We start from the raw sequence: 6,420 nt of genomic DNA on the forward strand, positions 1-6,420 counted from the left end.
TCTGCGCAAGTTCGACATTCCATGCGCACCAGTCCTGACGATGAAGGAACTGGCCAACGATCCGTCGCTGCGCGAGAGCGGCACGATCACGGAAGTGCCGCACAAGGAACGCGGCTCGTACCTGACCGTGGGCAGCCCGATCAAGTTCTCCGACATGAAGCCGGACATCACGGCGTCACCTTTGCTCGGCGAACACACGGACGAAGTGCTTGCAAGCCTCGGTTACAGCAGCGACCAGATCAGCAAGCTGCACGACGCTCAGGCGGTTTGAACGCGTAACTGCGGCGCTGTGGGTTTTCACGAACTCACAGCGCTGCATGTTTCAACCAGGGTGCTTCGACCATGAGCAGCGCTGTGAATACAAAAACATCCCCAATCGATTTCGAACAACTGGTCGACGTGATCGGCGACGCCATCGTGATCTCCGATGCAAGCGGGGCCATCACGTTATGGAATCCCGCTGCAGAGCGCATGTTCGGGTTCACGCCCAATGAAGCGCTCGGCCATTCGCTCGACATCATCATTCCCGAGCGATTGCGAGGACGTCACTGGACGGGCTACGAAAAGACCATGGCAACCGGCGAAACGCGCTACGGCCACGACGTGTTGCGCGTGCCGGCCGTGCACAAGGACGGGCGGACTTTATCGATTGCGTTCACGGTCGCGTTGCTCCATTCGGCGGGACCGGACGCCGTGGTGACGGGCATCGTCGCCGTCATCCGCGACGAAACCACCCGCTTCACCGAAGAACGCAACCTGAAGAAACGTCTGGCCGAACTCGAAGGCAAACCGGGCGGTTGAAGGGCGCACGAGGAAGACGGCCTGCTGTCATCTAGCTGGCCGTTTCCGGTAGATCAAGCCGCTGCACGCGCGGTGTCGTACTCGGGACGCCACATCTTGGCGCCGCGGGTGTCGTCGGCGCGAGCGATGGTCGTGGCACTGCAGGCGTCGTAGTAGGCGTTTTTCGTGTCGACGATGGCCTGGCAGAGAAATTCCGCACTGTAGGCCTTTAGCAGATGCGGGCAGTGGACTTCGATGTAGCGCGCAATGCGCGCCTGGTCGTTGGGTGCACCGGAGAGTGCCTTGAGCGTATCGGCGTCCCAGCGAAACATCAGGTCGAGTTCTTCGAAGGCGCTGTTGTATGCGCAGAGTTGCGTTTGCAGTTCGCGCTCGTCGGCGGCGGTGGTGGCTTGTGAACGGATCATGGTTTGTCTCCTGGTTGGCCGTGTTGCTTAACTGCAGGATAGAAAAAATGATCCATAGACGATAGTCACAGTTTTTTACCGTGACTATTCAGAATGCCTAATAAATGGTTTACCCGATATGCGTTATCGCCGAGATTTGCGCCGCACCTTCATCGATCAGGAACTGCTTGAACGCTGCCGCTACGGCCGGAAGGCGCTTGTTGTGGCGATGCACGAGATACCAGTTGAGCATGACGGGAAAACCCTTGATATCGAGCACGGCAAGACGCCCGACCTGCAGTTCCATGGCGATGGTGTGAGCGGACAGGAAGCTGATGCCCATGCCCGCGATCACGGCCTGCTTGATGGTCTCCGTGCTGGTGATCTCCATGGCGACGTTGAGCGACTTGAGCCTTCCAGCAAACCCTTCTTCCATGGAATTCCAGGTGTCCGAACCCCGTTCTCTCACGATGAACGGCTCCTCGGAGAGCGACTCGAGCGGGATGTTCTTTACGCCGACCAGCGGATGATCCGGCGGCGCGACGATCACGTACGGATGCGGCGCGAAAGACACGTTGTCGGTGTCCATGTCCTTCGGCGGCCGAACCATGATGGCCAGGTCGGTGAGGTTGTCGGTGAGCTGGTGCAGCAGTTCCTCACGGTTATGCACCGCGAGGTTGAGCTTGACGTCGGGATTGCGCTTGGTGAATTCGGCGAGCAGGCGCGGGAAAAAATAATCGCCCGCGCTGATGACCGCCACGTTGAGCGTGCCTCCGGAAATACCCTTAAGACGGGCCATGGCGTCGTCGGCTTCGCGGAATTGTTCGAGGATTGCGCGGCTGTGATGGAGCATTTCGACCCCTGCGCTCGTCAGGTAGATCTTCTTCCCGAGCTGCTCGAAGAGCGGCAGGCCGGCGTGCTCCTCGAGTTGCTTCACCTGCGTGGAAACCGCCGGCTGCGTGAGGTAGAGCTCCTCGGCGGCTCGGGAAAAGCTGAGTCTTCGGGCGACGGTTTCGAATATTTTGAGTTGCCTGAACGTCGCGTTGCGCATCATCACCATGTCTCCATCCATAAACGATCCTGAATTTATACAATAAATTTTTCTAACTTTCCCTAATCGTTTTTCTCCCGCAGCATGCTTTCAACGTGCGCCAGTTCCGTAAGGTGATAGCGGACAAGGCGCCATGAAGCGAGCGGAGAAGGGCGAAGAAACACAGACCTCCGGCACGGTGCAGCCAAGCGTTCCGGTCCGCTCAACAAAAGAACACTGGATGTGCCTTTACATGATTTCCCAGACAGCTCCCTCAGTCCTTCGGCCGGTGTTTCATTCGCGGCTGCAGCTCGCTGCGTGGGGCTCTGAACCAGGACCCTGACCGACCAAAAACCAACTCTCGCACCGGTGCCAGGTGGAACTTGCGCAAAAGACGCATGCAACCCGATGACACCGTTGAGCCGCAGTCGATTACGCGCCGCACGAGCGCCGATACATAACGGAGACAGACATGGCAAACGCAGATACGCTCACGGCACCCGCCGGAAGCAACCCGAAACGCGGGGTGCATAACAACCGATGGGCGCAACTTGCCATCGGCATCATTTGCATGGGGCTGGTTGCGAACCTGCAATACGCGTGGACCTTGTTCGTTGTCCCAATGGATGCAAAACACCACTGGGGACAGGCCGCGATTCAAACGGCATTCACGGTGTTCATCGTCACGGAAACGTGGCTCGTGCCGCTCGAAGGTTGGCTCGTCGATAAATTCGGCCCGCGTCCGGTTGTCATCGGCGGCTCGATTTGCGCGGCGATTGGCTGGATCATCGATGCCAACGCCACTAGCCTCTACCACCTGTATATCGCGGCGGTCATCGCCGGGATCGGCGCCGGCTGCGTGTACGGCACGTGCGTGGGCACGGCGCTCAAGTGGTTTCCGGACAAGCGTGGTCTTGCAGCGGGCCTGACGGCAGCCGGTTTCGGCGCAGGTGCGGCGGTCACGGTGATCCCCATCTCGAACATGATCCAGACCTCGGGCTATGAACACGCATTCATGTTCTTTGGCATCTTCCAGGGCGTCTGCATCTTCCTGCTTGCGTTGATGCTGGTGCGTCCGCGTCCGCCTGCACATGCGGTTCCGGCGAAGCGCGTGGTGGCATCGAAGATCGATTACACGACGGGGCAGATGGTCCGCTCGCCTTTGTTCTGGGTGCTTTACCTGATGTTCGTGTTCGTGGCTGCCGGCGGCGTGATCGCCACGGCGCAACTCGGTCCGATCGCGAAGGAATACGGCTTCGCCAAGATGCCGGTCAGCATTCTCGGCGTCACGCTGCCGCTGCTTACGATGGCGCTTTCCATCGATAACCTTTGCAACGGTTTCACGCGTCCCTTGTGCGGCTGGATCTCCGACAAGATCGGCCGTGAGAACACGATGTTCTTCATCTTTATCGGCGAAGGGATTGCGTTGCTCGGGCTGATGGAGTTTGGCCACAACCCGTATCTCTTCATGTTCTTCGCGGCGATCACGTTCCTGTGCTGGGGCGAAATCTTCTCGATCTTCCCTGCAACCTGCGCGGATACATTCGGCAGCAAGTACGCCGCTGCCAACGCCGGCACCTTGTACACGGCGAAGGGCACGGCTTCCATGCTGGTGCCGCTGGCGTCGGTGCTGTCGGCGATCGGTTCGTGGGATGCGGTGTTCATCGCGACGGCGACCATCTCGATTGCAGCCGGTTTGTGCGCCAAGTTCGTCCTGGCGCCGATGAGAAAGCGCTGGATCGACAATACGGTGGCCGAATCCAGCCGGCTCGATGCCGCCTCGTTCCAGACCGCCTGGTCCGAAACACCGCGCAATTCGTCGGCGCAATGAGCAGGAATCTCGCCGCCGAAGCAGGGCTGAAGGGGTCCGGCGTGTCCTTGCAGCAGTTGCGCCTGTTCGTCACCCTTGCCGAACACCGGAGCTTCACGCAGGCCGGCAACGCGCTCGGCGTGACGCAATCGGCGGCGAGCCGCAGCATCAGGGAACTGGAAGAGCTGCTTGACTTGCGGCTCTTCGATCGCACCACGCGCCACGTCGCGCTCACCGATACGGGCCGCGCCTTGCTTCCCCGCATCGCGCTCCTCGTCGATGAACTCGAAGTCGCGCTGCGGTTTGGGCAAGAGGTATCGACGGCGGAAAGCGGCGCGGTATCGATTGCATGCAGCGCAAGCGTGGTTGCTTCGGTCGTTCCGGCGCTGCTTGCGTCCTGCCGGGCGAGCTATCCGAATCTCACGCTCAAGCTGCACGACGCGCCGCAAGACCGCGTGCTCGACATGCTGCGTTCGGGCGACGCCGATCTGGCCATCCTGATCGAGCCGCAGGAAAGTCGCGACTTGTCCACTGAGACGCTGTTCTCCGATACCTTTTGCGCGATTGTGCCGGCGCGTCATCCGCTGGCATCGAATGCAACGGTTCGATGGCGCGAGCTGAGCGGCGCCGACCTGTTCCTTCTCGACGATACCGCCGGCAGCGCCGACATGATCGCCGACGCGCTTGGCCAGCAAGGGGTATCGAACGTCAGGGTGCAGCGCCTGACGCAAGCGGCGAGCATCGTGCAGATGGTCGCGACGGGTCTCGGGATCGGCATCCAGCCGATGCACGCCTGGCCCGCGCCGGCGCATGCGCTGGTTCAAGCGGTGCGGTTGTCGCCGCCGGTGAGCCGCAATATCGTGCTCGCGAAGCATCGGGAACGTACGCTGGAATCGCAAGCGAGACGCATCTGGACCCACGTTATTTCGTCATATCGCGAGGAGCACAAACTGCTGCAAACGGCTGACGCCTGAGCGTTCATTCCAACCTTTAAAAAAGCGCGGCTCCCTCGACAGGACCGCGCTTTTTTATTGTTCATTGTCCTTGCGCTTTCGCGAACGCTGTCCAATACTGAAATCTAATATGTTGTATATCAGAAAGATAAAAGATTCAGGAGACGACGATGAAAATCTGCATTTACGGAGCGGGTGCGATTGGCGGTTACATGGGTGCGCAGCTTGCGAGAGCTGGCGCGGACGTCAGCTTTGTTGCACGCGGGCCGCATCTCGCCGCGATGCGAGCTAACGGCCTGCGTCTGCAAATCGAAGGACAAGAGCATACCGTCAAGGCCCGATTCACCCACGATCCTGCTGAACTGGGAGCACAGGACTTCGTGATCATCGCGTTGAAGGCGCACTCGGTTCCGGGTGTCGTCGACCAGATGCCGCCATTACTTGGCCCCGATACCGCCGTCATCACCGCCGTCAACGGCTTGCCGTACTGGTACTTCCACGATCATGGCGGCGCGTTGTCGGGCACGACACTTGAAAGCGTCGATCCGGGCGGTCGCCAATGGCAGATCCTCGGACCCGAGCGCGCGATTGGCTGCGTGCTCAATCCCGCTGCCATCATTCTCGAGCCCGGCGTGATCCGCCATGTCCATGGCAAGAAATTTCCCATCGGCGAGCCCGGTGGCCAGATCACGCCGCGACTGCAGGCGTTCCACGACATCATGGCCGCCGCCGACATGGAAGCGCCGATGCGCGACGACATCCGCGACGAAATCTGGCTCAAGCTCTGGGGAAGTGTCTGCGTCAATCCGATCAGCGCACTGACCGGCGCGACGCTCGACGTATTGACCAGCGATCCGGCCGTGCGCGATCTGGCGCGCAGCATGATGTTGGAAGCGCAGGGAATCGCGGAACGCCTTGGCGTGCATTTTCGTGTCGATATCGAAAAGCGCATCGATGGCGCAGGCGCCGTGGGTTCGCACAAGACGTCGATGCTGCTCGACTGCGAAGCCCGTCGGCCAATGGAAATCGATCCGATCGTAACCGTCGTTCAGGAAATCGGCCGAAAGCTTGGCGTAAAGACGCCAATGATCGATGCGGTGCTCGCGCTTATCAAGCTGCGCGAGGGCGTGAATCAAGGCACGGCGCGTCCGCGCATCAAAACAATTGAATCCTTCACACGCTCCCGGAAAGCCGCTTAAACTTCCATCAAGGAAGGGCTGTTGTTTCTGATATATCACATACGAAATATGTTGCGTCGCACTGCGACGCAACATATACTGAAGGCTCTTGAGGTTAACCACTAGGAGCCGGAAATGAGCATCGCTTTGTTAGTCGTGATCGGAATTGCCTTGGTAGCGGGTGGTGTTGGTGTGACGTTTGCACTGGCGTCGGCGTTGCCGCAAGACGTGTGAACTGGCGCGTCACATCTAGACGCCCGCGCAG

General features: G+C 59.8%; 7 protein-coding genes. 5 read left to right on the top strand and 2 right to left on the bottom strand.

Annotated features, from left to right (window positions below):
• Both ACFFAR_RS21490 and ACFFAR_RS21495 read left to right on the top strand, forming a co-directional pair.
• A partial coding sequence (locus ACFFAR_RS21490; RefSeq protein WP_375508426.1) for a CoA transferase occupies positions 1-271 on the top strand: 271 nt, incomplete at its 5' end.
• Between the two features lie 83 nt (positions 272-354).
• On the top strand, positions 355-801 hold the full coding sequence (locus ACFFAR_RS21495) for a PAS domain S-box protein (RefSeq protein WP_375508427.1): 447 nt from the start codon (positions 355-357) through the stop codon (positions 799-801).
• Between the two features lie 53 nt (positions 802-854).
• Here the strand turns inward: ACFFAR_RS21495 and ACFFAR_RS21500 are convergent, their stop codons facing one another.
• The gene (locus tag ACFFAR_RS21500; protein ID WP_375508428.1) at positions 855-1,205 is read right to left on the bottom strand and encodes a hypothetical protein; all 351 of its coding nucleotides are present in this window, start codon (positions 1,203-1,205) and stop codon (positions 855-857) included.
• A gap of 109 nt (positions 1,206-1,314) precedes the next feature.
• Positions 1,315-2,235 (bottom strand): LysR family transcriptional regulator, encoded by a 921-nt coding sequence (locus ACFFAR_RS21505; RefSeq protein WP_062003695.1) that lies wholly within the window; start codon positions 2,233-2,235, stop codon positions 1,315-1,317.
• Positions 2,236-2,686: 451 nt separating this feature from the next.
• Here ACFFAR_RS21505 and oxlT point away from each other — a divergent pair, with 451 nt between their 5' ends.
• The 3 genes from oxlT to ACFFAR_RS21520 all read left to right on the top strand — a co-directional run bounded on the left by oxlT (position 2,687) and on the right by ACFFAR_RS21520 (position 6,176).
• Complete coding sequence (oxlT, locus tag ACFFAR_RS21510; protein ID WP_062003057.1) at positions 2,687-4,045, top strand: oxalate/formate MFS antiporter; 1,359 nt, start codon at positions 2,687-2,689, stop codon at positions 4,043-4,045.
• Positions 4,042-4,998, top strand: a complete 957-nt coding sequence (locus ACFFAR_RS21515; RefSeq protein WP_174363964.1) for a LysR substrate-binding domain-containing protein — start codon at positions 4,042-4,044, stop codon at positions 4,996-4,998. Before oxlT ends, ACFFAR_RS21515 begins: the two co-directional genes overlap by 4 nt.
• A gap of 149 nt (positions 4,999-5,147) precedes the next feature.
• Positions 5,148-6,176, top strand: coding sequence for a 2-dehydropantoate 2-reductase (locus ACFFAR_RS21520; protein ID WP_174363963.1), 1,029 nt, complete (start codon positions 5,148-5,150; stop codon positions 6,174-6,176).
• Positions 6,177-6,420: the final 244 nt, after the last annotated feature.

It is taken from the genome of uncultured Caballeronia sp. (genome assembly GCF_964243625.1).
Lineage (GTDB): Bacteria > Pseudomonadota > Gammaproteobacteria > Burkholderiales > Burkholderiaceae > Caballeronia.